This is a genomic window from Pseudomonas sp. P7759 (assembly GCF_013386445.1).
In the GTDB taxonomy this organism is placed as follows: domain Bacteria; phylum Pseudomonadota; class Gammaproteobacteria; order Pseudomonadales; family Pseudomonadaceae; genus Aquipseudomonas; species Aquipseudomonas azotoformans_A.
The window spans coordinates 1-332 of the sequence record NZ_JACART010000143.1; the positions used below are offsets into that span (position 1 = coordinate 1).

The 332-nt window shown below is 61.7% G+C and carries 1 protein-coding gene; it reads left to right on the forward strand.

Annotated features, from left to right (window positions below; all coding sequences use genetic code 11):
- Positions 1-332, forward strand: a 332-nt coding sequence (locus HX823_RS31715) for an AMP-binding protein (RefSeq protein WP_177078593.1), incomplete at both ends; no start/stop codon positions are given.

Consider the following 332-nt stretch of genomic DNA (forward strand, 5'->3'; position numbering starts at 1 on the left):
TGCGAACTGCACTTCATGTCGTTCGCCTTCGACGGCTCCCACGAAGGCTGGATGCACCCGTTGATCAACGGCGCCAGCGTGTTGATCCGTGACGACAGCCTGTGGCTGCCGGAATACACCTACCAGCAAATGCATCGCCATAACGTGACCATGGCGGTGTTCCCGCCGGTGTACCTGCAACAGCTGGCCGAACATGCCGAGCGTGACGGCAACCCACCTGAGGTGCGTGTGTACTGCTTTGGTGGTGACGCGGTCGCCCAGGCCAGTTACGACCTGGCGTGGCGCGCGCTCAAACCGACCTACCTGTTCAACGGCTACGGCCCGACTGAAAC